This window comes from Streptomyces sp. NPDC059201 (assembly GCF_042754585.1).
Lineage (GTDB): Bacteria > Actinomycetota > Actinomycetes > Streptomycetales > Streptomycetaceae > Streptomyces.
This window is the reverse complement of the sequence record NZ_JBHZBB010000006.1, coordinates 84,717-107,228: the sequence shown is the minus strand read 5'-3', so window position 1 is coordinate 107,228 and position 22,512 is coordinate 84,717. Positions and strand designations below refer to the sequence as shown.

Here is a 22,512-nt window from a genome sequence, read left to right as displayed (position 1 = left end):
GGTGAACCGATAATCCGACTATCCGTCACGTCATGAACACGTACGGTAGCGACATGCTCGCGCCGCTCCCCCGGTCCCCCGTCCGGCCCAGGCCCCGCCCACCCCGGGCCGCGCGTCAGGCGATTCCGGATCAGACGATTCCGAAGAGGAGCGCCGCCGCGAGGACGACCAGCGAGGTGAGGGCGGCCCACTTCACGGTGAAGCGCGTGTGGTCGCCGAACTCCACCTTGGCCATGCCGACCAGCACGTACACGGCCGGGACCAGCGGGCTCGACATGTGCAGCGCCTGCCCGGCGAGCGAGGCGCGGGCGATCTCCAGCGGGGAGACGCCGTGGGCGGCGCCGGCCTCGGCGAGGACGGGCAGGACGCCGAAGTAGAAGCCGTCGTTCGACATGAAGTAGGTGAGCGGCAGGCTCAGCACACCGGTGACCAGCGCCATGTGCGGGCCCATCGCGTCCGGGATGGCGCCGACCAGCCAGTCGGCCATGTGCTTGACCATGCCGGTGCCGGTGAGGACACCGGTGAAGACCGCGGCGGCGAACACCATGCCGGCGACGTTGAGGACGTTGTCCGCGTGGGCCGCGAGCCGCTCCTTCTGCTCGGCGGGGCGGGGGAAGTTCACGGTGAGCGCGAGGGCGGCGCCGATGAGGAAGAGGACCGGGATCGGCAGCAGTTCGAGGATCATCGCCGCGAGCAGACCGACCGTGAGGGCGGCGTTGAACCAGTACAGCCGGGGCCGCAGGGTGGCCCGGTTCGGGTCGAGCACCTGGGAGCCGGGGGCTGCGAAGTCGTCGTCCGCCGCACCGGCTGCCTCCTCGGAGGGGGCGTCGCCGGACGCGCCCGCCGCGCCGCCCGTCCGCCGCCCCGCGCGGCCCTCGCCCGCGCCACTCCCGCCGCCGGCGCCCACGAGGACGGTCTCGCTGTCGGCCTCGTTGGCGAGCGCCTCGTCCAGGGTGAGGTAGCCGATCCGCTTCCGCTCGCGGCGGCCGAGGACGTACGCGAGGGCGATCACGAAGAGCAGACCGACCCCGAGGGCCGGGATCATCGGGACGAAGATGTCACCGGCGTCGAGCTTGAGCGCGGTCGCCGCACGGGCGGTGGGACCGCCCCAGGGCAGGGTGTTCATCACGCCGTTGGCCGTGGCCGCCACGCCGGTGAGGACGACGAGGCTCATGCCGAGCCGCTTGTAGAGCGGGTACATCGCCGAGACGGTGATCATGAAGGTGGTGGAGCCGTCGCCGTCGAGGGAGACGATCGCGGCGAGCACCGCCGTACCGACGACCACGCGGACCGGGTCGGCCTTGCAGAAGCGCAGGATGGCCCGGACGATCGGATCGAAGAGGCCGACGTCGATCATGACGCCGAAGTAGACGATCGCGAACATGAGCATCGCCGCGGTGGGGGCCAGCTTGCCCACGCCGTCGATGACGTAGTCGCCGAGCTGCGCGCCCTGCCCGACCGCGACGCAGAACAGGACGGGGATCAGGACGAGCGCCGCGATCGGCGACATCCTCTTGGTCATGATCAGGACCAGGAAGGTCGCGATCATGGCGAAGCCGAGGACGGTCAGCATGGAGGCACCTCACGTTCACCGTTGAACAGCCGCCGAGCGGCGGTCCGGATGACCGTAGGTGCCCCCTTCCGGCCTCAACAAGGGGTCGACGCGTGAGCAATACGAGCAGAACCCCAGGTCACAGCCGTGCCGCCGGTTCCAGCGGGGTCACCTCCACCGGGAAGCCGTTGAGGACGGCGGTCCCGGAGAGCGGGTCGAGCAGGGAGCCGTCGAGGAGCTGGTTGACGTTGACCCCGGGCCGGGCGGCGGCCACGCTCAGCCGGGTGCCGGGGCGGTCGTGGCCCCAGCCGTGCGGCAGGCTGACGACGCCGGGCCGCATCGCGTCGGTGACCTCGACCTCCACCGTCAGCTCGCCGCCCTCGCCCTTGATCCGGGCGGGGGCGCCGTCGGCGAGCCGCAGCCGGCCGGCGTCCTCCGGGTGCACCTGGAGGGTGCACCGGTTGGAACCCCCGTTGAGCGCGGGCGTGTTGTGCAGCCAGCTGTTGTTGGACCGCAGATGGCGGCGGCCCACCAGCTGGAGCGTCCCCGGCTCCGGTACGGCGGTGAGGGCGGCCCGCAGCCGGGGCAGGTCGGCGGCGATCGGGGCCGGAAGGAGCTCGATCCGGCCGCTGCGGGTCCTCAGGACCTCGTCCAGGCGGGGCTTGAGCGGGCCGAGGTCGATGCCGTGCGGCCGGGCCTTCAGCTCGTCGAGGGTGAGTCCGTACGGGCCGAGGCGCAGCATCAGGTCGAGCCGCCGCTCGGCTCCGCTCGCCCCGGAGAGCCCGGCGGCGAACTCCTTCGGGTCGGCGCCGTAGGCGGGCGAGTACGGCTGGGCGACGGCCCTGGCGAGGGTGGCGTCGACGGCCAGATCGTCGACGGCCGAGGGCGGAGCGCCGTGCATGCCGGAGGCGGCGAGGACCAGCCGGGCGTGGATCTCGCACTCGTCCATCCGGCCGGCTTCGAGGGGGACGGCGGCCGGGGTGTAGCGGACCTGGTCGCGGACGGCGAACGCGTTGAAGGCGAAGTCGAAGTGGGCGCTCTGGGAGGGCGGCGGCGGGGGCAGCAGGACGTCGGCGTGGCGGGTGGTCTCGTTGAGGTAGGGGTCGACGCAGACCATCAGGTCGAGGGTGTCGAGGGCGGCGTCGAGCCGGATCCCGTCGGGGGCGGAGAGGACGGGGTTGGCGGCGATGGTGACGAGGGCCCGGATGCGGCCCTCCCCCGGGGTGTCGATCTCCTCGGCGAGGGCGGCGAGCGGGAACTCCCCCTTGACCTCGGGGTGTCCGGAGACGCGGCTGCGGCGGCGGCCGAGGAGGAAGCCGCGGCCGGGACCGGCGGGACGGGGCGCCGGGGCGGTGGCCGAGCGGGGGAAGAGGGCGCCGCCGGGCCGGTCGAGGTTGCCGGTGAGGACGTTGAGGACGTCGACGAGCCAGTTGGCGAGGGTGCCGTGGGCCACGGTGGAGCTGCCCATCCGCCCGTAGACGGCGGCGGTGGGCGCGGCGGCGAGTTCCCGGGCGACGGCGCGGATGGTGCCGGGGTCGAGTTCGCAGGCGGGTGCGACGGCCTCGGGGGTGAACTCCCGTACAGCGTCCCGGACCTGGTCGATCCCCTCGGCGCGGTCGGCGAGCGGGCCGGGGTCGGTGAGGTCCTCGGCGAAGAGGGTGTGGACCAGGGCGGCGAGGAGGAGGGCGTCGGTGCCGGGGCGGGGGGCGAGGTGGCGGTCGGCGAGGCGGGCGGTGCGGGTGCGGCGGGGGTCGACGACGGTGAGGGTGCCGCCGCGCCGGCGCAGCGCGGCGAGCCGGCCGGGGAAGTCGGGGGCGGTGCAGAGACTTCCGTTGGAGTCCAGCGGGTTGGCTCCGAGGACCAGGAGGTGGTCGGTCCGGTCCAGGTCGGGCACGGGGACGGCGAAGGGGTCGCCGAAGAGGAGGCCGCTGGAGACGTGCTTGGGCATCTGGTCGAGCGTGGAGGCGGTGAAGAGGTTGCTCGTGCCCGTGGCGCGGAGGAGGAGGGGCGGGTAGAGCGCTCCGGCCATCGTGTGGACGTTGGGGTTGCCCAGGACGATGCCCAGGGAGTCGGGGCCGTAATCCTCGATGATCGGGCGGATTCTCGCCGCGATCGTGTCGAACGCCTCCTCCCAGCTCGCCTCCCGCAGCCGGCCGTTGTCGCGGACGAGCGGGGTGCGCAGCCGGTCCGGGTCGCCGTCGACCTGGGGGAAGGCGGCGCCCTTCGGGCAGACGAAGCCGCGGCTGAAGACGTCGTCGCGGTCCCCGCGGGCGCCGGTGACCCGGCCCCCGTCGAGGGTCAGGACGAGTCCGCAGGTCGCTTCGCAGAGGGGGCAGATGCGCGGGGCGATGGGCATGGCGTCTCCCGTGGGCGGTGGCGGGGCGGCGGCTCGCGGTGAGCATACCGACCGGTAGGCACGTGCGGGAGGGGTGCGACGGCGGGTGGGAGTGACCGGGGGGGGCGGTCAGGCGGAGAGGGAGGGGGCGAGATAGGCGTGGAGCAGTTCGCGGGTCTCGTCGATGAGCGCCGGGTCGCCCTCGGGGGCGGCGCGGAAGGCGAGGCGGACGAGGGTGTCGGCGGTCTCGACGCCGACGAGGACCTTGCGCCGCAGCGCCTCGTCGGCGGTGCGGCCGAGGTGGGTGGCGAGGAGGCCGCAGAGCCGCTCGGCGACCTGCCCGTTGGGGTCCTCGGCGGCCCCTCCCCCGGGCTCCTCGGCGGCGGGCACGCCGAAGTCGACGAGGGCGAAGCCGGGGACGCTCCGCTTCATCGCGATGAACTCGTCGAGGACGCCGTCGATCGCGGCGTGCGCGTCGAGGACCGGCGTCCGCTCGAAACGGGCGGCGATCCGCTCGGCGTACCGGTCGAGGTTGCGGTGGGCGAGGGCGGCGACCATGGCCCGCTTGTTGCCGAAGAAGCGGTAGACCGAGCCGATCGGGACGCCGGCGCGGACGGCGACGGCCCGGGTGCTCAGCTGTTCGTAACCGGTCTCGTCGAGGAGGCCGGCGCAGGCGTCGAGGATGCGGGCGAGCCGTTCGGCGCTGCGCTGCTGGACGGGGGTGCGGCGGAGCGCGGGGGGCGCGACCTGCGGGCGGGTCTGGGGCACGGGGTCCATGATGCCGCTCCGATCCTGTTCAGGCGATGAGCAGTCCGATGCCGCCGAGGGTGTAGGCGATCATCAGCGCGAACAGCGGGAGCTGTCCGGCGACGGCTCGGGCGGGCGGGAAGAGGCGGACGGACCGGTCGTGGGCGGCGATGACGCCGAGGACGTGACCGGTGACGATCGAGGCGACCTGGAGGACGGCGAGGCCCCCGGGGCCCAGTGGTGGAGCGGGTGAGGGGGCGTTGTCAGTGCCTGCTGCCATCATGACGGTGCGTGGTCCTTCGACCGCAAGGAGTGAGAAGTAGTGCGCGGTGAGATAGCCGAGCGCGATGGGCAGCAGCGAGTGGGCGAAGGAGGTGAGGGGCGTGGCGAGGTCGCGGTTCAGCAGACGCAGGGTGCCGGCGCAGAGTCCGTAGCAGGCGGCGGCGAGGGCCACGGCGGCGAGGAGGCCGAGGGTGGCGGTGGCGGTCGGGCCGAGGGAGGAGGTCTGGAGGGTGGTGATCCACCGGGGGTTGTCGGAGAGGCCGTCGTAGGCGGTGGTGCCGAGGAGGACGCAGACGGTGCCGACGAGTCCGGGGGTCTCGGGGGTGGAGTCGAGGCCGTTGAAAGGGGAGCGGAGCACGAGCCGGCCGTCGGCGCGGCGGCCGAGCGGGGAGAGCCGGGCGAGGAGGGAGGAGTAGACCTCGAAGGGGTCGGCGTGGGCGAACCAGTCGGCGCCGTGGCGGGCGGCGCCGAGGAGCTGGACGGCGAGGTGGACGGCGAGGGCGGTGAGGAGGACGGAACGGGAGGTGTTGTCGGGGGCGACGAGTTCGAGCCAGGCGAAGAGGAGGAGTCCGGCGGCGGCGGGGCGGATGCCGACGGCGGCGGGGACGGGCCGGGGGTCGCGGGGAGGCCGGAGGGAGAGGAGGGCGCGCAGCGGGTTGAGGAGGCGCCAGACGGGGCCGAGGAGGAGGGAGGCGGGGACGAGTCCGACCCAGAGGAGGACGTAGAGGGCGCCGGGGGCGGGGTTGCGGTCGGGGTCGTCGGGGCCGAGGAGGAGGTGGGCGAGGAAGAGGAGGGCGAGCGCGGCGCCGAGGAGCCGGAGGGCGGTGCGGGTGGCGGGGGCGTCGGCGAGGCGCTGGACGGCGGCGGGCAGGGGGCGGCCGGCGCGGTCGCCGCGGAAGCGGGAGGTGGACCAGAGGAGGGCGAGGCCGAGGAAGGAGACGAGGAGGGCGGTGAAGGCGCCGGCGTACGCGTAGAAGGGAGAGAGCGGCAGGTCGTGCTGGGCGCCGACGCCGTGGGCGAGCGGGAGGGGCGGGGCCTGGACGGCCGTCATCGGACCACCAGTTGGGTGAGCACGAGTCCGGACTCGTGCGTCTCCACCTCGAAGAGGCCGGTGCGGTCGGTGGTCAGGGTGAGGCTGGCCGGGGTGCCGGGGGCGAGGCTCGCCTCGCGGTCGTAGCCGTGGACGTGCACGGTGTCGGCGCGGTCGGAGGTGACGCGCAGGGTGACCCGCTCCCCCTTCTTCACTTCGACCCGGGAGGGGGCCGGCTCGACGGTCGAGCCGGTGACGCGGATGTCGAGGATGCGACCGGTGGGGGTGGCCGTGGGAGTGGGAGTGGGGTTGGTGGTCGGGGTGGGTGCGGAGGAAGGGGGTGGGGTCGAGGGGGTGAGGGGGAGGGTGGTCTGGACGGGGGTGCCGGCGACGGACCAGACGGTGTGGTCGTCGGCGTGGAGGCGGACGGTGAGGGTGCGGGCGCCGGGCGGGACGTGGAACCAGGGGCCGTAGGCGCGGGCGGTCGCGCGCCCGTCGACGAGGAGGCGGGCGTGGCCCCGGCCGGTGAGGGCGGCGCCGCCGGTGGACTCGGGGGTGAAGCGGAACCTCTCCACGGTGAGGTGGACGTTCCAGCCGCCCTCGGTGTCCGGGTGGGCCTCGGCGCGGACGGCGGGCGCGTCGGCGGCGGGGAGGTCGCGGAGGCGGTGGCCTGAGTCGTCGCGGGCCGCGAGCAGGGTGCCGTTCGAGCCGGTGGCCTGCTCGTGGCCGGTGCCCGGCTTGTGGTGGGTGGTGGCCCGGCCGCCGCAGCCGGCGGCCAGGAGCAGGACGGCCGTGAGGGCGGCCGCCGTGAGCGGGGCGGTACGGCGGCGGGGCGCCCGGCCCGCCGTCCGGCCGGGCGTCAGGGGGCGGGGCGGGCGCGGGGTCGCGTGGCGGGGCGTGCGGCGGGGCGTGCGGCGGGTCATGCGGTGGCCTCCTCGGGGTCCTCGGCCGGGCGTGCGGGGGTGTCGGCGGGGGTGGCGGGGTCGGGGGTGGGGCGGGCGCCGGCGGCGACGACGGCCCAGAGGACCCAGACGACGCCGAGGAGGAGGCGGAGCCAGGCGGGGCTGAGGGGGATGCCGGGGATCATCAGGACGGCCTTGTCGAAGGCGTCGAGGAGGGTGAGGAGGCCGAGGACGACCGTGGTCCAGGCGAAGACCGGGCGGGTGCGGCGCAGGAGGAGGCCGGTGGCGGTCCACCAGGCTCCGGTGAAGAGGAGGGCGAGGGCGGGGACGTAGGTGGAGGCGAGGGTGAGGGTGGAGCCGGCGACGTCGAGGGCGAGTCCGGCGAGGCCGGTGACGAGGGCGGCGGCGGCGAGACGGCGGCCTCGGAGCCGTCGCCACCACAGGGCGGTGCCGACGAGGGCGAGGAGGAGGGAGGCGGCGAGGGCGATCTGGGTCTCGACGCGCTGGAGGCCGCGGGCGCCGTACCAGTCGCACCCGGCGGGGAGCCGGCGGGCCTGGACGTTGTAGTCGGCGCAGACGAGGAGCTGGGCGAGCTTGACGGGCTCGCCGACGAGGCGGGCGGTGGCGCCGGAGACCTCGCCGCGGGCTGTGCCGCAGGCGGGCAGGGAGCGGGGGCTGGAGGCGCCGGTGTCGTCCTGCCAGCAGTTCTCGCGGCCCTGGCCGTCCCACCAGACGTCGGTGCGGTTGGGGCGGGAGTTGCCGGCCTTGTCGGTGCCGAGGCGGTTGTTCGCGTAGCGGTTGTGATGGGAGGTGTCGGTCTGCTTGGCCCAGGCGGATTCGCCCCGGATGAAGGCGGGGACGGCGTTCAGGTAGAAGGCGGTGCGGTCGTGGCCGTAGATCCAGTTGTCCTCGTAGAGGTTCCAGTTGCCGCCTGCGGTGATGATGCCGGTGCCGGGCGGCATGGAGATCTGGGGGCAGACGACGCCGTTCTCGTAGCCGCGCTCGGCGGGCGGCTTGGCGCAGGTGCCGTCGGCGACGTGGCGGTAGTAGTCCTGGTTGTTGTCGTGGATCAGGTTCCGCTCGAACTTGGCGTGGTTCTGCGGGAGTCCGGGGTGGCCGGGGAAGGCGGAGTCCATGGAGGCGCCGCCCATGTTGTGGTCGAACTCGTTGTCGTGGACCCAGACGGAGTCGCCGGCGGTGCCGGAGTAGCCGACCATGTTGTGGTGGCTGCGGCAGCCGGTGATCTCGATGGAGTAGCGGGGGACGTCGTAGCCGCGCCCGTCGTTGATGTTCGAGGCCGAGCCGGGGTAGATGCCGGAGTCGCCGTTGCCGTAGGACTCGCAGTCCTTGTAGAGGCCGTGGTCGGAGGCGAAGGTGAGGAAGCCGTACTCGTCGTTCCAGCGGGTGAGGACGTCGTCGATGACGAAGCCGTCGGCGGCGAGGACGTACAGCGAGTTGAAGGTGGTGCGCTGGGCGGTGAAGTTGCGGAAGTAGATTCCGTCGGACTTGTCGGCCCGGATCGCGTTGAGCTTCGTGTACTTGGCGTCGATGACGACGTCGAGGCGGGAGGCGCCGGTGCCCTCGATCTGGAGGTCCTTCTTGCCGAGGATCGCGACGAGGTTCTGGTTGTGCGGGCACTGGGCCTGCTGCTCGTACGACAGGACCTGGTAGCCGAAGGAGGACTTCGGGGCCTTCAGGGAGGCGCAGGCGCCGGTGGGGGCGGGGAGCGAGGGCTCCTCCTCGTACAGGCCGGGCAGGATCGCGATGGTGGTGCCGGGCTTGTCGACGGCGTCGACGGCCTGCTGGAGGTGGCGGAAGCCGGAGCGGCCGCAGCGGGCGAAGAGCTCCAGGTTGCGGGCCTTGAGGTCGGCGGGGAAGCCGGCGACGCGGCGTTCGAAGTCGGCCCGGTCCGTCTTGCAGACGAGGAGGTCGGGCTCGCCCGCGCGGTACTCCGGCACGCTGCCGGAGCCGTCGGGGAAGGTGACGGGCCGCTCCTCGTGCGCCTGGGCGCCGGGGGCGGTGAGCAGGGCCGCGGCGAGCACCGCGAGCACGACCGAGAGCACGGAGACGAGCCTTCTGGTCCACGACATGGCCGCGAGAGTAGAGCATTGTTCATCTTTTTGACCCCACCGTGCGCGAAGCGATCGCAGGCCCTTCACCCCCGCCCCGTTGACGGGAGCGGTCGCGGAATCCTACGGTCATCCATAGGATTCTCTTCGGGACAGGTTCAGGACAGGAGCGGGCGATGACGACCGAGCAGGCCAGGAAGACGGCCGAGGCGCTCAGCTACAGCACCGGATTCGGCAACGAGCACGGTTCGGAGGCGCTCCCCGGCGCCCTGCCGGAGGGCCGCAACTCGCCGCAGCGCGCCCCGCTCGGGCTCTATGCCGAGCAGCTCAGCGGCAGCGCGTTCACCGAGCCGCGGGCGCACAACCGCCGCTCGTGGCTGTACCGGATCCGCCCCTCGGCGGCCCACCCGCCGTTCGTCCGCACCGACAACGGCGCCGTGCGGACCGCGCCCTTCACCGAGACGGTCGCCGACCCGAACCGGCTGCGCTGGAACCCGCTGCCGGACCCGGCGCCGGGCACCGACTGGCTGGCCGGCCTGTGGACCGTCGGCGGCAACGGCGACGCGACGCAGCGGGCCGGCATGGCCGTGCACCTCTACCACGCCAACGCCTCCATGGAGCGGGTCTTCGGCAACTCCGACGGCGAGCTGCTGATCGTCCCCGAGCGCGGCGGCCTCCTCCTCCGCACCGAGCTGGGCCTGCTGGCCGCCCGCCCCGGCGAGGTGGCGCTGATCCCGCGCGGCGTCCGCTTCCGCGTGGAGCTGCTGGACGAGACCGCGCGGGGGTACGTCTGCGAGAACTACGGCGCCCCGTTCCAGCTCCCCGACCTCGGCCCGATCGGCGCCAACGGCCTGGCGAACGCCCGGGACTTCCGCGCCCCGGTCGCCGCGTACGAGGACGTCGAGGGCCCGGTGGAGGTGGTCAACAAGTTCTGCGGCAACCTCTGGACGGCGACGTACGGCCACTCGCCGCTCGACGTCGTCGCCTGGCACGGCAACCACACCCCGTACGTCTACGACCTGCACCGCTTCAACGTCATCGGGACGATCTCCTACGACCACCCCGACCCGTCCATCTTCACCGTCCTCACCTCGCCCTCCGACACCCCCGGCCTGGCCGGCGTCGACTTCGTGGTCTTCGCGCCGCGCTGGCTGGTCGGCGAGGACACCTTCCGGCCGCCGTACTTCCACCGGAACGTGATGAGCGAGTACATGGGCCTGATCGAGGGCGCGTACGACGCCAAGGCGGAGGGCTTCGTGCCGGGCGGCGGCTCGCTGCACAACATGATGTCCGCGCACGGCCCCGACCGGGAGACCTTCGACAGGGCGAGCGCGGCCGAGCTGAAGCCGCAGAAGATCGACGACGGTCTGGCCTTCATGTTCGAGACCCGCTGGCCGGTGACGGCCACCGCGCAGGCCGCCGGCGCGGACCACCTTCAGCGGGGCTACGACGACGTGTGGCAGGGTCTGGAGCGTCATTTCCGGCCGTAGGGTCCGGGCCCGCGGGGTCCGTTTCCGGCCGTAGAGTCCGCTCAGCCGTCCCACCGCGCCGTCGTACGGAGAACGCCGTGACCGCCTTCGCTCCCGACTCGCTGGTCCTGAACCGCAAGCTGCCGCTGTGGTACCAGGTCTCGCAGTCCCTGCGCGCCTCCATACTGGGCCGCACGCCCGACGCCTCGCTGCGGCTGCCCACCGAGGAGCAGCTCGCCGCGCACTACGGCGTCAGCGTGCTGACCATGCGCCAGGCGCTGAAGGAGCTGGAGGAGGAGGGGCTGATCAGCCGGCACCGGCGGCGCGGCACCTTCATCGAGCCGGGCGCCCGGCGCTCGACCCCGCGCCGGCTGCTCGGCTCGATCGACGCGATCGTGGCGCAGCAGTCCGGCGAGCGGACCACGGTCCTCGGCCACGGGCCGGAGCCGGTGCCCGGCGAGCTCGCCGAGTACTTCCCGGACGTGGCCGAGGTCATGACGTACCGGCGGCTGCGCTCCGACGGGGAGAGCGACGAGCCGACGAACTGGGCGGAGAACGCGGTGCGGCCCGAGTTCGCCGCCGCGATCGACCCGGCGGACCTGGAGCGGTGGCCGATGACGAAGGTCCTGCGGGACGTCGTCGGCGTGCGGATCAGCCGGATCACCGACACGGTCGAGGCACGGCTGGCCGACCCGGAGACGGCGGAACTCCTACGAGTCCCCCTGCTCTCCCCGATCCTCCACTACACCGGCGTCACCTACGCCGAAGACGGCCGAGTAGTCGACGTAGCCCGCATCCGCTACCGCGGCGACCGCTTCTCCTTCACGGTGACGGTCGAGGCCCACTGAACGCGGGGGGGCCTGCGTTGTGGGCGCCGAGCCCCGCAGGCGCCGAGCCCCGCGGGCGGCTGCTTTTCCGGCGCCTGCCCCTAGGGGCGCCGGGCCCGCGGGCGCCTGCCCGGCGGGGGGCGAGCCCCGCAGACGCTCGACCCCGTCAGCTCCTGCCGCGCGAGCGCTGGCCCCGCGGACGCCCGGCCCAACGACCGCTGGCCCCGTACGGACAGCGGTCGTTAGCATGCGGGGCGTGACAGAGGTTCCTCGGCGGCAGGCATCGGTACCGGACGACGACACGCCCCTGCTCGACGAGCTGATGCCGTGGTCGGTGGCGCCGCTGCGGTTCGGGCGGGCCTGGGTGGCGGCGCCGGACGTCCGTACGCTGCGCGGGCGGTGGGACCGGCTGGTGGCGGCGGAGGGTGGCGAGCGGGAGGCGCTGTTCCGGCCTAGCCGGGCGCGCACGACGGGGACGGCCGTGGCGGCGCTGCCGGGGCAGCGGACGGGGACGGGGCGGTTCGTCCGCGAGTCCGGGCCCTGCCCCGAGCCGGTACGGGTGCTGTCCGGGCCCTTCGACGAGCAGTGGCTGCTTCCCGACCACCGGCTGCTCGACACCGCCCGGCCCGAGCTGTGGCGGGTGGCGGGCGAGCCGCAGCTCTTCGTCGTGGAGCAGGGGTACTTGCCCGGGGCCGCCGGGCCTCCGCTGCTGGTGACCGGCGCGCTGCCCGAGGGGCGTTCCCCGGCGGGACGCCCGGGCCGCATCCGGCCGCTGTTCCGGCGCCCCGGCGGCGAGGAGCCGAACCTGGCGCCGGGGCTGTCCGGATTCCTCCGTGAGCGGTACGGGCCCGGGGCGGGCAATCCGGTGGCGTGGGCGGCCTGGGCCGCGGCCGCTGCCGTCCCCTCCCCCTCAGGGTGCCGGGTGCCGCTGCCCGCGGGCCCGGAGGCGTGGGCGGCGGGCGTGGCGCTGGGCCGGGAGCTGTTGGACGTGCAGTTGCGGGGCGCGCTGACGGGGGCGCGGCCGCGGTTGCCCGGCGGGCGGCGGCCCTATGTACGGGCGGCGCTCCCGGCGCGGCCCGAGGAGCTGGCGTACGACCCCGAGGGCGAGGTGCTGAGCGTCGGCGAGGGCCGGGTCTCCCCCGTCCCGGAGGCGGCCTGGGAGTACCGGGCGGGCGGGGTGCGGGTCCTGGAGCAGTGGTTCGCGCGCCGGACCGCGCCGGCCGAGCCGGGCTCGCTGGAGGCGATGGGTCCCGCGGCCTGGCCCCAGGAATGGACCTCCGAACTCCTCGACCTGATCACCGTCCTGTCGCTCCTCGGCGCCCGCGAGCCGGACCGCGCCCCGTTCACCACCACCGCCGGCGGCCCCGGCCGGGCAGCCCTCCACACGGCCGGAATCCTGCCCGTCCCACCCCACTCCCGCCGCCCGGCCTCAGTACTCGACCACCAGGAGGAAGGCCCGGAGGGCCAGTTCATGCTCCTGTGACGGGGCGCGGGGGCCACCGGTTCACACCGCCGCGACGGCCCCTCGCGGCGGTTCACGCAGGCGTGACAGCTCCCCGGGCCGGTTCACCCTGGCGCGGCGGACGCCCGGGACTGTTCACGCAGGCGTGACGGGTCCCCGGGCCGCTTCACGACGACGACGCGGCCCGGGACCGACACGCGTCGCCGTGAAGGCCCCCGGGCCAGCCGCGCTGGCACGACGGACCCCCGGAACGGTTCACGCAGGCATGACGGATCCCCCGGCCGTTTCACGACGGCACAACGCGGCCCGGGACCGGCACACGACGCTGTGAAGGCCCCCCGGGCCGGTCACGCTGGCGCGACGGACCTCCGGAACGGTTCACGCAGACGTGACAGCTCCCCGGGCCGGTTCACGATGGCGCGACACGGCCCGGGACCGCCACACGCCGCCATGAAGGCCCCCAGGCCAGTCATGCCAGGCGGGACGGCTCCCCGAGCCGGCACACGACGGCGCGACGGCCCTCGGGCCGGTTCGCGGCGGCCGGCAGGCCGGCCGGGGCGGTTCATGGCGGCGCCGACCGACCGGCCGGGCCAGGGCGCAACAGCGCCTACGGACCGGCCGAGCCGCTCAACGACCGCCCCTCAGAGCCCCCGCCCGGGTCCTCCGTGGCGAAGGAGTTCAGGAGGCGGGTGATGCTCATTGCGAAGATCTCGTCGCGGTCTACGGGGGTGGGGGACTCCGCCAGGAGGGCGGCCAGGTGGGGGTAGGGGCCGGTGGTCAGTTGGGATTTCAGGTAGGCGGCGCGGACGGTCTGTTCCTGTTCCTCGGACCAGGGGAGGCCGCGGGCGCGTTCGGCTACGGCCTGTTCGTTGCGGACGGTGGCCATGACCGTGCCGTTGACCATGGCGATGAGCTGCATCTTGAGCCCGGCGGGGACGTCGAGCGGTTCCAGGCAGCCGAGGGACCACTCCAGGTAGCGCAGGGCGTTCGGGCTGAAGCCGTAGGCGGTGGTCATGACCCGGGAGAGCCACGGGTGCCGGTACATGATCGCGCGAGTCTGGTGCGCGAGGGCGGTCATGTCGGCGCGCCAGTCGCCGCTGGGCCGCTCCGGGAGGGCGTACTCGGCGCTCGCCGCGTCGACCATCAGCTCGTACAGGTCCTCCTTGCGGGGGACGTAGTTGTAGAGCGACATCGTGCCGCAGCCGAGCTCGGCCGCGATGCGCCGCATGGAGACGGCGTCGATGCCGTCCGCGTCGGCGATGCGGACGGCGGCGTCGACCACGTCCTGCCTGCTGAAGGCCGGTTTCGGGCCGCGGCCCGCGCGCTCGGGGCGCGACCAGATCACTTCGGGTTCGGCCGCTCGGCCCGCCATCTCATCACCTCGCCCCCATCGTAGTTACGTACAGCGTACGTAGTGAGGTACGGTGCCGCCATGACAACTACGTACGCTGTACTTAGTGAGGGTCTGGAGAAGCGCTACGGCGAGGTCCACGCGCTGCGCGGGCTCGACCTCGCGGTGCCCGAGGGCACGGTCTGCGGCCTCCTCGGGCCCAACGGCGCCGGGAAGACCACCGCCGTCCGGATCCTCACCACGCTGCTCTCGCCCGACGCCGGCAGCGCCCGGATCGCCGGGCACGACCTGGTCCGCGACCCGGCCGGGGTACGTCGGCGGATCGCCGTCACCGGTCAGTACGCCTCCGTCGACGGCGACCTCACCGGCGCCGAGAACCTGCGCCTCTTCGCCCGGCTGCTCCGCCTCCCGCGCGCCCGGGCCGACGAGCTCCTGGAGGAGTTCGGCCTCGCCGGGGCGGCGGACCGGCCGGCCCGCACCTACTCCGGCGGGATGCTCCGCCGGCTCGACCTCGCGGCCGGTCTGCTCGCCCGCCCCGCGGTCCTCTTCCTCGACGAGCCGACCACCGGGCTCGACCCGCGCAGCCGCAACGCGATCTGGGACGCGGTGCGCGGGCTCGCCGAGCAGGGCACCACGGTCGTCCTCACCACCCAGTACCTGGAGGAGGCGGACCGGCTCGCCGACGACATCGTCCTCGTCGAGGACGGCCGGGCCGCCCACCGGGGCACCCCCGCGGAGCTGAAGGCGCTGGTCGGCAGCCGGGCGGAGGTCGTCCTCGCCGGGGGCGGGCCGCTGGAGCCCGCCGCGGCGGTCCTGGACCGGTTGACCGGTTCGGCGCCGGTGCTCGACGCCGAGCGCCGTACGGTCGGCGCGGTCACCACCGACCCGACCCTCACCCTGCCCCGGCTCGTGCGCGAGATCGACGCCGCAGGGATCCACATCGTCGACGCCTCGCTGCGTCCGCCCACCCTCGACGAGGTGTTCCTGCGCCTCACCGGACGGAAGGAGACCGCCGCGTGAACGCGCTCGCCCTCGAAGGGTCCGCCCTGGTCGGCCGCAGCCTGCGACGGATCCGGCACGCCCCGGCCATCACCGTCATGACCCAGACGATGCCGATCGTCTTCCTGCTCTTCTTCGGGTACGTCCTCGGCGGCGCGCTCGCCGTGCCGGGCGCCGAGTACCGCTCCTTCCTGGTGCCGGGGCTGCTGGTCGCGACGGCGGCGGGCGGGCTGATGACGGGCATGTTCCAGGCCGCCCAGGACACCCACCGGGGCGTCATGGACCGCTTCCTGACACTGCCGATGAGCCGGACGGCGGTCCCGCTCGCGCAGGCCGTCGCCGATCTCCTCGTCTGCGCCGTCGGCACCGTCCCGCTGGTCCTGGTGGGGCTCGCCATGGGCTGGCGGATCGAGGGCACCGCCCTGGAGGCCGCGGGGGCCTTCGGGCTGCTGCTGCTCTTCCGCTTCGCGACCACCTGGGCGGGGATCCTGCTCGGTCTCGCCTCCGAGAGCGAGGAGGCGGCGGGGCAGCTCGGCAGCGCGACGTTCATGCTGCCGCTGCTGTCCAACGCGTACATCCCCACCGACGGCATGCCCGGCTGGCTGCGGACGGTCGCCGAGTGGAACCCGATCTCCGCCGTCGCGACCGCCGTGCGCGCGCTCTTCGGCAACGCGCCCGTGCCGGCCGAGGCGGCCTGGCCGGTGGCCCACCCGGTGGCGGGCTCGCTGCTGTGGTCCCTCGGCCTCCTCGCGGTCCTCGCCCCGCTCGCCGTCCGCCGGTACGCGCGCCGCTGAGCCGGCCGCAACGGGGGCGGGGGCGGAGTGATCGAGGTCCTGATGACAGGGGCCTGCCGGGCGCGGTAGGCAGGCGGCATGAGCACTCAGCCACTCCCCCTGGAGGGGATCACGGTCGTCTCCGTCGAGCAGGCGGTCGCCGCACCCTTCGCCACACGTCAGCTCGCCGACCTCGGCGCCCGGGTGATCAAGATCGAGCGCCCGGACGGCGGCGACTTCGCCCGGGGGTACGACACGGCGGCCCGGGGGCTGGCCTCGCACTTCGTCTGGTGCAACCGCGGCAAGGAGTCGGTCGCCGTCGATCTGAAGGACCCGCGCGGACTCGCCCTGGCTCGGCGGCTGGTGGCGGGCGCCGACGTCTTCGTGCAGAACCTCGCGCACGGGGCGGCGGCCCGGCTGGGCCTCGACGCGGCCACCCTCTGCGCCGCGCACCCGCGGCTGGTCGCGGTGGACGTCTCCGGCTACGGACCGGACGGCCCGTACGCGCACCGGAGGGCGTACGACATGCTCGTCCAGTGCGAGACCGGGCTCGTCTCGGTCACCGGCACGCCCGGACAGCCCGTCAAGTCCGGCATCCCGGCCGCGGACATCGCGGCCGGGATGTACGCGTACTCGGGCGTCCTCGCCGCGCTCGTCCGGCGCGGCCGGACCGGTCTCGGCGGGCCCGTGGAGGTGTCGCTGTTCGACGCGCTGGCCGAGTGGATGGGCCACCCCCTGCACCACGGGGCGCACGGAGGTACGGCCCCGGCGCGCACGGGGCTCGCGCACGCGGTGATCGCGCCGTACGACGCCTATCCGACGGCCGACGGCGGTCTCGTGCTGCTCTCGGTGCAGAACGACCGCGAGTGGCGGCGCCTCGCCGAACAGGTCCTGGAGCGGCCGGAACTGGCCGACGACCCCGCCTTCGCGACGAACACGGCCCGGGTCGCGGGCCGCACCGCGACCGACGCGGCAGTGGCCGCCGCCCTAGCCGCCCTGCCGACGGAGAAGGCCCTGAACCGCCTGGACGCGGCCGGCATCGCCTGCGCCCGCCTCAACTCGGTAGCCGACCTCCTGACCCACCCCCAACTGTCCTCCCGCAACCGCTGGCGCCCCGTCGACTCCCCCGCCGGCCCCCTCCCCTCCCTCCTCCCACCCCTCGTCTTCCCGGACACCCCAGAAGCCCCCATGGGCCGCATCCCAGCCCTCGGCGAATCCACGGACCCTGTCCTCGCGGAACTGGGCGTACCTGCGGAGGAGGTGAAGGATCTGCGGGCGGCGGGCGTGATCGCCTGAGGGGGGCGGCGGCCGGGCGGCGAGGGCCAGGCGGCGAGCGCCGGTGGGCGGCGGGTGTGATCGCTTGACCGGGGGCCGGGCGCCCGGGGCCGGGAGTCATGGGCGAGTGCCGAGTGCCGAGGGCTGGGAGCCGGGTGCAGGACGCCGCAGCCGCCCACCGGGCGCCGGCGGGCGGTGCGCCTGGCCGGGGGGCCGCGCGCCACGGGCCGATGGGCGAGGGCAGGGGGCCTGGCGTTGGTGGGTGTGGGTGAGCGCCGGGCGGGTGGGGATGCGTCCGGCGCTCTCGTTATTGGGTGGGTGTGGTGGAGCTGGGTGGGGTTAGTGGCGGGTGCCGAAGAGGGTGCGGCGGAGGCGGCGGAGGGGGGCGAAGAGCGAGACGCGGGCGCGGCCGCCGTGCGGGCTCTGGACCGGTGCCTCCGGTCGACGTGTCGTCAGTTCCCGCATGAGCAGGGTCGCCTCGGCGACCTCGCGCTGGGGCACGGCGGGACCGCCGAGCACCGCGAGATGGCGGTCGAGGCGCGAACTGGTCGCGCTGCTCCCGCAGGTGATGGCAGGCACGCGCGGCCTGCTGCGCATCGTTATCTGTTCCATGTCACTCCCCACCCGTACGAGGGCACCCGGCCCGGGCAGGTTAACCCTATCGCCCCATAGTGACACGCGTGTATCCCGCCGACAGGATTGACGGCACTCGTACGGGGGTTGACGGTCACTCTATGAATACGTGTGATTCCAGGGCGAGTTGGACAGGGTTCGAACACCTGCCGAACCGTCATGAACCATCCTGCACCCCGGCCGCCCGCCCGCGGCCCCGCGGCCCGGTGTGATCTACGACACCGGGGGCCGGTCGGGTGGCTCGCCACCCGCCGGGGTGACGGCTACCGTGGGGCCATGACGCTGATCGCGGGCCGCTACCGGCTGCTCGACGCCCTCGCGGAGGGCGCGGCGGGGATCGTCTGGCGCGCCCGGGACGAGGCGCTCGGCCGCGAGGTGGCCGTCAAGGAGGTGCACGCCCCGCCGGGGACGCCCGAGGCGGAGGAACGGCTGCTGTACGCGCGCGTGGAGCGCGAGGCGCGGGCCGCCGAGGCCATCTCCGGCCCCGGTGTGGCCGAGGTGTACGACGTGGCCGTGGAGAACGGCCGGCCCTGGATCGTGATGGAACTGATCCGCGGGCTGACGCTCGCGGAGACCCTGGAGGCCGGCGGACCGCTGCCCGACCGGGAGGCGGCGCGGGTCGCGCTCGGGGTGCTCGCGGCGCTGCGAGCGGCGCGCGAGGCCGGTGTCCCCTATCGCGAACTGGGCCCGGACCGGGTGCTGCTGGCGAACGACGGGCGGGTGGTGGTCACGGGCGTGGCCACCGGGACCTCGGCGCCGGGCGACGCGCCGGACACGCCTCCGCCGGGCCCGGAGGAAGACGCGCGGTCACTGGGCGCGCTGCTCGCCGGGACGGTGGCCGATCCGGCCTCGGGGCCTCTGGCGCCGGTGATCGAGGGCCTCGCGGACGCGGACGCGGGCGTGCGGGCCGGGGCCGTACGGGAACTGGAGCGGACGGCCGGGCCCGGGGAGCGGCCGCGTGGGGACGCGGCGGCCGACGGGGCGCCGGAGCGCGCATCCGGGCGACCGGGCGATCGGGAGCACGACGGCTCGGACGGCGTGCGCGGGGCGCGTACACGGACGAAGGAGAGCGCGGGCGCGCGGAGGAGACGGGGACCCCGCCGGGGCGCGGTGATCGCGGCCGGGATCGTCGGGCTTCTGCTGATCGTGGCGGCGCTGGTCTGGCAGGCCGTCAGGGACGGGGATCCGGGCGCCGGTCCGGGCGGGGGCGGGGCATCGAGCACCGCTCCGGCCGTTTCCGGCGCCGCGGGTACGGGTGCGCGGGTGGGGGGACCCGAAACTACGCCGCGCTCCTGAAGCTCGGCAGGTAGCCGCCCGACTGGCCGGCGGCCGTCGGGTGGTAGGACTCGCCGATGTTGAGCCAGTTGACGCTGTGCAGCCAGGCCGAGCCGGAGCAGATCTCGTGTCCGGTGAAGGCCGGGACGACGGTGGCGAAGGTGAAGCCGTGGTCGGCCGCGCGCTTGGCGACGGCGGCGTTGAGGTGGTCGGAGGCTCCGTTGATGGCCCTGCGCTCGTTCTCGCTGAGGCCGGCGATGCAGTTGCCGTTCAGCTGGTAGAAGCGCGGGTAGCCGAGGACGACGACGTGGGCGGCGGGGGCCTTGGCGCGAATGGCGTCGTACACCGCGTCGAGCCGGGCGGGCAGCGTGGAGTCGACGTACCCCTTCGCCTGGTTCACCCGGTTGACGCACGTGGTCTCCGACTGGAGCACACAGGTCGTCATGACGTCGGCGAAGCCCGCGTCGTTGCCGCCGATGGTGATCGAGACGAGGTCGGTCGCGGAGGAGAGCGGGCCGAGCTGCTTGCCGGTGACGTCGGTGGTGACGGCGCCGGAGCAGGCCGTGAAGGAGAAGGAGGAGGGGGAGTTGGCGTTGGCCCAGAGGCGCGGGTACGCCTTGGTGGAGCGCTTGCAGTCGCCGCTGGCGCTTTCGTAGCTGCCGGCGCCGACGCCGGAGGAGTAGGAGTCGCCGAGGGCGACGTAGTCGAGGGCGGCGGACTCGGCGGCCTGCGCGGCTCCCGCCCCGGTGAGGGCGAGGACGGAACCGAGCAGGAGCGAGGACGCGAAGGCCGCGCATCGCGACAGTTTCATGGAACCTCCCTGTAGCAGGATCTCTGCGCTACCAGGAAGTAGCATCGGATCCGCCACTCCGGAAGTGTTCATGTCAAAACTGACCCTGGAGAGTGAGTGAACATCCCTCAGGAGCCAACAGTTTTCGGCCACCTGAGGAACCGGAGGATCCTCTTTCGTTTTCTGCTCGAACGGGATCGCGACACAGGCGCACGAATCCACCCAGGAGGGTGATAAAACCCCACCGCTCCCACCGCGGAAGCGGACTGATCGAATCCGATCGAAAAGCGAGCGCTCACGAACGCCGTTCGCTCGCCAAAGTGCCAGAAACCGGGCCGCTCAAGCGGGACTTGCCATACAGTCCCATTCATCAATACCGTCGTACATCTCACCCGCATCGGTTCATCAGCAAGGCGGCTCAGGGGAGGGCGCTGGCGTCGCGATGATCCCGGAGCGGGGCGCGGTAGGGGGGTGCCGTGCTCGGTGTGTCCAGACGCGCCGAGTCGCGGGTACCGCGCAGCCAGTCATGCCAACTCGCCGGTCTCGCAAGGAGATCGCTTCCGCGCGGGGATGGCGAGAACCCCCCTTTCGAACCGGACACACGATCGGGCCGCCCCAGGGGTGGGCGGCCCACCGGACGAGAGGGAGACCGATCCATGAGCTCGTTCCTGCGCCCGGCCGCCACGGGCCACGAATTCACCGAGACGAGCCGAATAGCGGCCCAGTACCGGGCCATCACTTCACATCTGGCGATCACTCCCCCGGTGAGTGTCGTCATTCCCGCGATGAATGAAGCGGAAAATCTTCCGTACGTGTTCAAGACACTGCCGGAATGGATTCACGAAGTCGTCCTTGTCGACGGAAATTCGACGGACGACACCGTCGAGGTGGCCAAGGCACACTGGCCCGGCGTCAAGGTCGTCAAGCAGGTCGGCAAGGGCAAGGGCGACGCGCTGATCAGCGGCTTCGCCGCCTGCACCGGCGACATCATCGTGATGGTCGACGCCGACGGCTCCGCCGACGGCCAGGAGATCGTCTCGTACGTCTCCGCCCTCGTCGGGGGCGCCGATTTCGCCAAGGGCTCGCGCTTCGCGAACGGCGGCGGCACCGACGACATGACCGGTATCCGCCGGCTGGGCAACTGGGCGCTGTGCTCGCTCGTCAACCGCAAGTTCGGCGCCCGCTACACCGATCTCTGCTACGGCTACAACGCCTTCTGGAAGCACTGCCTCGACAAGATCACCCTCGACTGCACCGGTTTCGAGATCGAGACCCTCATCAACATCCGGGTCGTCAAGGCCGGCCTGAAGGTGCAGGAGGTGCCGAGCCACGAGTACCTGCGGATCCACGGGGTCAGCAACCTCAACGCGGTGCGCGACGGGATCCGGGTCCTCAAGGTGATCCTCCGGGAGAAGCGCGTCACGAGGTCCGCCCGGGCGCTCCGGCGGCCCGCCGCGTTCTCGGTCAACGTCCCCCGGGGAGAGGTCTCTTGAGCGACCGCACGACCCGGCCCCGCTTCTCGGTGGTGATCTGCGTCTACACGGAGGAGCGGTGGGGGGACATCCTCGCCGCCGTCGACTCCGTCCGGAAGCAGTCGCTGCCGCCGCTGGAGACGCTGCTCGTCGTCGACCACAACGAGCGGCTCCTGGACCGGCTCACCGAGGAGTTCGCGGACGCACGCGCCCGCGAGGAGGTGCGGGTGCTCGCCAACGCGGGCCCCCGCGGGCTCTCCTCCGGCCGCAACACCGGGATCGCCGCGGCCCGCGGCGAGCTCGTCGCCTTCCTCGACGACGACGCGGTGGCGGAGCACGACTGGCTCCACCACCTCGCCGACGGCTACGCGGACCCGGAGGTCGTCGCCGTCGGCGGGCGCACGCTGCCCGTCTGGGCCTCCGGGCGCCGGCCCGTCTGGTTCCCCGAGGAGTTCGACTGGGTCGTCGGCTGTACGTACCGGGGGCTGCCCCCGGGCCGGGTGCGGGTGCGCAACGTGCTCGGCGGCAACGCCTCGTTCCGGCGCACCGCCTTCGACGCGGCGGGCGGCTTCGCCACCGGCATCGGCCGGGACGGCGACCGGCGCCCGCTCGGCTGCGAGGAGACCGAACTGTGCATCCGGCTCGCGAACGCGGTGCCGGGCGCGGTCCTGCTCATCGACGACCGGGCGGTCATCCACCACAAGGTGCCCGCCGTCCGCGAGCGCTTCGCCTACTTCCGCACCCGCGTCTACGCCGAGGGCCTGTCGAAGGCGCTCGTCGCCCAGAGCGTCGGCGCGGGCAAGGGCCTGGAGTCCGAGCGGCGCTACACCAGCCGGGTCCTGCCCGCCGGGGTCCTGCGCGGGCTGCGGGACACCCTGCTCGGCCGCCCGGGCGGCGCGGGCCGCGCCGGCGCGATCGTCACGGGCGTCGCGCTCGCCGCCGGCGGCTACGCCCTGGGCACCCTCCGCGCCCGCCGCGGCGGCTCCCCCACCTTCTCCTGGGGCCCGATCACCCCGGAGGACGTACCCCCGGGCACCCGGGACACCCCGACGAACCGCGCCCCCGCGACGAAGGGGACGGCCGCGTGAGCGCGACGGGCGCGGGCGCGGCCGGACTCGGGCCCGGGCCCGAGAAGGCGACGGGCGCGGGGGCGGAGCACGTACCGGAGGCCGTACGGGAAGCCGGGTCCGGGCACGGGCCCGCACCCAGGCCCGAATCCGGGCATGGGCCCGAGTCCGGGGCCGAGTCCCGGTACGGGTACGGGTACGC

Annotated in this window: 18 protein-coding genes; 9 read left to right on the top strand and 9 right to left on the bottom strand. The window is 73.9% G+C overall.

The window, feature by feature from the left end; all coding sequences use genetic code 11:
* Positions 1–130 precede the first annotated feature (130 nt).
* The 6 genes from ACFXMG_RS20600 to ACFXMG_RS20575 form a co-directional block, all read right to left on the bottom strand.
* The gene (locus ACFXMG_RS20600) at positions 131–1,573 is read right to left on the bottom strand and encodes a CitMHS family transporter (protein ID WP_383818252.1); all 1,443 of its coding nucleotides are present in this window, start codon (positions 1,571–1,573) and stop codon (positions 131–133) included.
* A 118-nt stretch (positions 1,574–1,691) separates the two neighbouring features.
* A complete protein-coding gene (locus tag ACFXMG_RS20595; protein WP_383818253.1) occupies positions 1,692–3,908 on the bottom strand; it encodes a molybdopterin oxidoreductase family protein in 2,217 nt (738 codons plus the stop codon).
* A 108-nt stretch (positions 3,909–4,016) separates the two neighbouring features.
* A complete protein-coding gene (locus ACFXMG_RS20590; protein ID WP_383818255.1) occupies positions 4,017–4,664 on the bottom strand; it encodes a TetR family transcriptional regulator in 648 nt (215 codons plus the stop codon).
* 19 nt (positions 4,665–4,683) lie between these two features.
* The gene (locus tag ACFXMG_RS20585; protein WP_383818257.1) at positions 4,684–5,967 is read right to left on the bottom strand and encodes a hypothetical protein; all 1,284 of its coding nucleotides are present in this window, start codon (positions 5,965–5,967) and stop codon (positions 4,684–4,686) included.
* Positions 5,964–6,869, bottom strand: a complete 906-nt coding sequence (locus tag ACFXMG_RS20580; protein ID WP_383818258.1) for a hypothetical protein — start codon at positions 6,867–6,869, stop codon at positions 5,964–5,966. The genes ACFXMG_RS20585 and ACFXMG_RS20580 overlap by 4 nt, the downstream gene beginning before the upstream one ends.
* Entirely contained in the window at positions 6,866–8,938 is a 2,073-nt protein-coding gene (locus ACFXMG_RS20575; protein ID WP_383818259.1) for a right-handed parallel beta-helix repeat-containing protein, read from the bottom strand. Before ACFXMG_RS20575 ends, ACFXMG_RS20580 begins: the two co-directional genes overlap by 4 nt.
* A gap of 155 nt (positions 8,939–9,093) precedes the next feature.
* On the opposite strand from ACFXMG_RS20575, the gene hmgA reads away from it, so the two are divergent.
* The 3 genes from hmgA to ACFXMG_RS20560 all read left to right on the top strand — a co-directional run bounded on the left by hmgA (position 9,094) and on the right by ACFXMG_RS20560 (position 12,696).
* A complete protein-coding gene (gene hmgA, locus ACFXMG_RS20570) occupies positions 9,094–10,407 on the top strand; it encodes a homogentisate 1,2-dioxygenase (protein WP_383818261.1) in 1,314 nt (437 codons plus the stop codon).
* Between the two features lie 77 nt (positions 10,408–10,484).
* On the top strand, positions 10,485–11,234 hold the full coding sequence (locus ACFXMG_RS20565) for a GntR family transcriptional regulator (protein ID WP_383818263.1): 750 nt from the start codon (positions 10,485–10,487) through the stop codon (positions 11,232–11,234).
* Between the two features lie 226 nt (positions 11,235–11,460).
* Entirely contained in the window at positions 11,461–12,696 is a 1,236-nt protein-coding gene (locus ACFXMG_RS20560) for a type ISP restriction/modification enzyme (RefSeq protein ID WP_383818265.1), read from the top strand.
* Between the two features lie 586 nt (positions 12,697–13,282).
* Here the strand turns inward: ACFXMG_RS20560 and ACFXMG_RS20555 are convergent.
* A complete protein-coding gene (locus ACFXMG_RS20555) occupies positions 13,283–14,047 on the bottom strand; it encodes a TetR/AcrR family transcriptional regulator (RefSeq protein ID WP_383818267.1) in 765 nt (254 codons plus the stop codon).
* 60 nt (positions 14,048–14,107) lie between these two features.
* Here ACFXMG_RS20555 and ACFXMG_RS20550 point away from each other — a divergent pair, with 60 nt between their 5' ends.
* The 3 genes from ACFXMG_RS20550 to ACFXMG_RS20540 all read left to right on the top strand — a co-directional run bounded on the left by ACFXMG_RS20550 (position 14,108) and on the right by ACFXMG_RS20540 (position 17,094).
* Positions 14,108–15,046, top strand: coding sequence for an ATP-binding cassette domain-containing protein (locus ACFXMG_RS20550; protein WP_383818268.1), 939 nt, complete (start codon positions 14,108–14,110; stop codon positions 15,044–15,046).
* Positions 15,043–15,819, top strand: a complete 777-nt coding sequence (locus ACFXMG_RS20545; protein ID WP_383818270.1) for an ABC transporter permease — start codon at positions 15,043–15,045, stop codon at positions 15,817–15,819. Before ACFXMG_RS20550 ends, ACFXMG_RS20545 begins: the two co-directional genes overlap by 4 nt.
* A gap of 78 nt (positions 15,820–15,897) precedes the next feature.
* On the top strand, positions 15,898–17,094 hold the full coding sequence (locus tag ACFXMG_RS20540; RefSeq protein WP_383818271.1) for a CaiB/BaiF CoA transferase family protein: 1,197 nt from the start codon (positions 15,898–15,900) through the stop codon (positions 17,092–17,094).
* 318 nt (positions 17,095–17,412) lie between these two features.
* On the opposite strand, the gene ACFXMG_RS20535 is transcribed toward ACFXMG_RS20540, so the two are convergent.
* On the bottom strand, positions 17,413–17,685 hold the full coding sequence (locus ACFXMG_RS20535; protein WP_383818272.1) for a hypothetical protein: 273 nt from the start codon (positions 17,683–17,685) through the stop codon (positions 17,413–17,415).
* A gap of 297 nt (positions 17,686–17,982) precedes the next feature.
* Between ACFXMG_RS20535 and ACFXMG_RS20530 the strand changes: the two genes are divergently transcribed.
* A complete protein-coding gene (locus ACFXMG_RS20530; protein WP_383818274.1) occupies positions 17,983–19,002 on the top strand; it encodes a hypothetical protein in 1,020 nt (339 codons plus the stop codon).
* Here the strand turns inward: ACFXMG_RS20530 and ACFXMG_RS20525 are convergent.
* Positions 18,986–19,792 (bottom strand): SGNH/GDSL hydrolase family protein, encoded by an 807-nt coding sequence (locus tag ACFXMG_RS20525; RefSeq protein ID WP_383818276.1) that lies wholly within the window; start codon positions 19,790–19,792, stop codon positions 18,986–18,988. The genes ACFXMG_RS20530 and ACFXMG_RS20525 overlap by 17 nt on opposite strands.
* 635 nt (positions 19,793–20,427) lie before the next feature.
* Between ACFXMG_RS20525 and ACFXMG_RS20520 the strand changes: the two genes are divergently transcribed.
* Positions 20,428–21,264 (top strand): glycosyltransferase family 2 protein, encoded by an 837-nt coding sequence (locus tag ACFXMG_RS20520; protein WP_383818278.1) that lies wholly within the window; start codon positions 20,428–20,430, stop codon positions 21,262–21,264.
* The gene (locus ACFXMG_RS20515; RefSeq protein ID WP_383818280.1) at positions 21,261–22,331 is read left to right on the top strand and encodes a glycosyltransferase family 2 protein; all 1,071 of its coding nucleotides are present in this window, start codon (positions 21,261–21,263) and stop codon (positions 22,329–22,331) included. Before ACFXMG_RS20520 ends, ACFXMG_RS20515 begins: the two co-directional genes overlap by 4 nt.
* Positions 22,332–22,512: the final 181 nt, after the last annotated feature.

What these genes read in the sequence shown, in the direction of transcription:
- ACFXMG_RS20600 (WP_383818252.1), bottom strand. Translation starts at nt 1,573, where the DNA reads ATGCTGACCGTCCTCGGCTTCGCCATGATCGCGACCTTCCTGGTCCTG.
- ACFXMG_RS20595 (WP_383818253.1), bottom strand. Translation starts at nt 3,908, where the DNA reads ATGCCCATCGCCCCGCGCATCTGCCCCCTCTGCGAAGCGACCTGCGGA.
- ACFXMG_RS20590 (WP_383818255.1), bottom strand. Translation starts at nt 4,664, where the DNA reads ATGGACCCCGTGCCCCAGACCCGCCCGCAGGTCGCGCCCCCCGCGCTC.
- ACFXMG_RS20585 (WP_383818257.1), bottom strand. Translation starts at nt 5,967, where the DNA reads ATGACGGCCGTCCAGGCCCCGCCCCTCCCGCTCGCCCACGGCGTCGGC.
- ACFXMG_RS20580 (WP_383818258.1), bottom strand. Translation starts at nt 6,869, where the DNA reads ATGACCCGCCGCACGCCCCGCCGCACGCCCCGCCACGCGACCCCGCGC.
- ACFXMG_RS20575 (WP_383818259.1), bottom strand. Translation starts at nt 8,938, where the DNA reads ATGTCGTGGACCAGAAGGCTCGTCTCCGTGCTCTCGGTCGTGCTCGCG.
- hmgA (WP_383818261.1), top strand. Translation starts at nt 9,094, where the DNA reads ATGACGACCGAGCAGGCCAGGAAGACGGCCGAGGCGCTCAGCTACAGC.
- ACFXMG_RS20560 (WP_383818265.1), top strand. Translation starts at nt 11,461, where the DNA reads ATGCGGGGCGTGACAGAGGTTCCTCGGCGGCAGGCATCGGTACCGGAC.
- ACFXMG_RS20555 (WP_383818267.1), bottom strand. Translation starts at nt 14,047, where the DNA reads ATGGCGGGCCGAGCGGCCGAACCCGAAGTGATCTGGTCGCGCCCCGAG.
- ACFXMG_RS20550 (WP_383818268.1), top strand. Translation starts at nt 14,108, where the DNA reads ATGACAACTACGTACGCTGTACTTAGTGAGGGTCTGGAGAAGCGCTAC.
- ACFXMG_RS20540 (WP_383818271.1), top strand. Translation starts at nt 15,898, where the DNA reads ATGAGCACTCAGCCACTCCCCCTGGAGGGGATCACGGTCGTCTCCGTC.
- ACFXMG_RS20535 (WP_383818272.1), bottom strand. Translation starts at nt 17,685, where the DNA reads ATGGAACAGATAACGATGCGCAGCAGGCCGCGCGTGCCTGCCATCACC.
- ACFXMG_RS20530 (WP_383818274.1), top strand. Translation starts at nt 17,983, where the DNA reads ATGACGCTGATCGCGGGCCGCTACCGGCTGCTCGACGCCCTCGCGGAG.
- ACFXMG_RS20525 (WP_383818276.1), bottom strand. Translation starts at nt 19,792, where the DNA reads ATGAAACTGTCGCGATGCGCGGCCTTCGCGTCCTCGCTCCTGCTCGGT.
- ACFXMG_RS20520 (WP_383818278.1), top strand. Translation starts at nt 20,428, where the DNA reads ATGAGCTCGTTCCTGCGCCCGGCCGCCACGGGCCACGAATTCACCGAG.